General features: G+C 39.8%; 1 protein-coding gene. It reads right to left on the bottom strand.

What is annotated here, in order from left to right; translation table 11 throughout:
- Window positions 1–1679 (bottom strand): IS1182 family transposase (locus DCC39_RS18730; protein ID WP_240613706.1); only part of this gene is annotated, 1679 nt, incomplete at its 3' end.
- Between the last annotated feature and the right edge of the window lie 159 nt (window positions 1680–1838).

Raw genomic sequence — 1838 nt, 5'->3', positions numbered from 1 at the left:
GAGGCTGGGACATAACTAGCCAAAAGTAGTAAATAAAAAGGTTCCAAGCAAATCAAAAGTTTGCTTGGAACCTTTTTTGTGGAGTTGTTTCTATCTCCCGGTACTAATTTACCGTTCGTGGCGGTGTACTTTCTCAAGTTCACCGCCATCAATGCAATTCCTAATTCATTTTTCACTTTCTGTTTTCCTCTAACGGAAAAACGAGTGAAACCCAAATTAGCCTTCAGAAATCCGAACACTGGTTCTACATCGATTTTACGTTTTCCGTAAATTTCACCAGTCTTCTCGTCTGAAAGCTTCGTACGTACATATTCTTTTTGGGACTCCCACTTTTCATTAATGTAGACTTTTCGGTTGTTCCCTTCTTTTGCTTTCGTGCATAAATCGCGGAGTGGACAGCCCGAACAGTCCTCACATTCGTACACTTTAAATTCACGTGTGAATCCGTACTTGTCTGTTCGTTTGGAATGATGGCTAAACCGTACTTTTCGACCATTTGGGCACAGAAAAGTATCTTCGTCCTCATTATATTCCCAATTGTCCACATGAAAAGCGTTGTCCTTATGCTTCTTTTTCTTCTCCTTTCGATATTGATTGTATGTAATAAGCGGCGTTCGATTTCGTTTTTCGAGGATATCTTCATAATTCTGTTCACTACCGTATCCTGCATCTGCCACAATGTGTTCTGGCAGTTCAAAAAAGTTTTCTTCAATCGTGTCGAGAAAAGGAATTAAGGTGCGTGTATCTGTCGGGTTTGGAAAAACATCGTAAGCGAGCGCGTACTGACCTTCCGTCGCAATCTGTACATTGTAACCAGCTTTCAATTGACCGTTCTTCATGTAGTCGTCCTTCATGCGCATAAACGTCGCATCCGGATCCGTCTTTGAGTAACTATTGCGATCACCGAAAATCTCCATATCGTTTTGATACTTTTGTTTACGGGTAATGAAATCGGTAAACTTCTTGCGAGCTTGTTTTGGAAATTTGCGTTCGGAACGTAGCTTTTTCCGTTCACTCCCAACTTCAGATGCTTCAATTTCTTTATTATATTCCTCGATTTTGTCGTCTAACTTTTCGACTACTTCTTCTATTTCTTTGACGGAAAGTTCCTCTTCATTTTCTCGCTCTATTGCTGGGATGATCTCCTTCTCTAATAGCTCATCATACAGTTGATTAGACTTTTCAATGAGCTTATTATTATATCTTTCAACGGATTTCCGCCACACAAAGGTGAACTTATTTGCATTCGCTTCTATTTTCGTTCCGTCAATAAAAATTGCTTCCTCTTCAATCAATTCCTTTTCAACAAGCTGATTACGGAACTGTACAAAGCATTCACGCAATAACTTTTCGCTGAGTGGATTAGAACGGAATCGATTGATCGTGCGATAGCTGGGTTCATGTCCTTGAGCCAACCACATCATGCGGATACTATCCTGTAATAAAGCTTCTATTTTACGGCCAGAAAACGCGGATTGCGTATACCCACACAAAATAATTTTCAGCATCATACGAGGATGGTAGGCAGGACGGCCAGTTTGTCGTAAGAAATCCTCGAAAGCTTCTTCTGGGATACTCTCGACAAGATCATTAATCGCAAAGGCAATATCGTTTTCTTTTAACTTAATTTCTAAATCCAGCGGCAAAACTACTTGGTTCATGGTATAATGTTTAAACATAAGGACACCTCCAAAATTATTGTTTGGTCACTTTAATTTTATCAAAAGGTGTCCTTTTTGTTTACTAAAATAGCGACAAAAAAGGCGTGGGGGCTACACTTTTTTAGTGTAAGCTCCAACGCCTTACTTTTTATTTACTGGGGTTTTGTCCCAGCCTCT

It is taken from the genome of Pueribacillus theae (assembly GCF_003097615.1).
In the GTDB taxonomy this organism is placed as follows: Bacteria; Bacillota; Bacilli; order Bacillales; family UBA6769; genus Pueribacillus; species Pueribacillus theae.
Note: the sequence above shows the minus strand (reverse complement) of the source record. Positions and strands in the feature narration are given on the sequence as shown.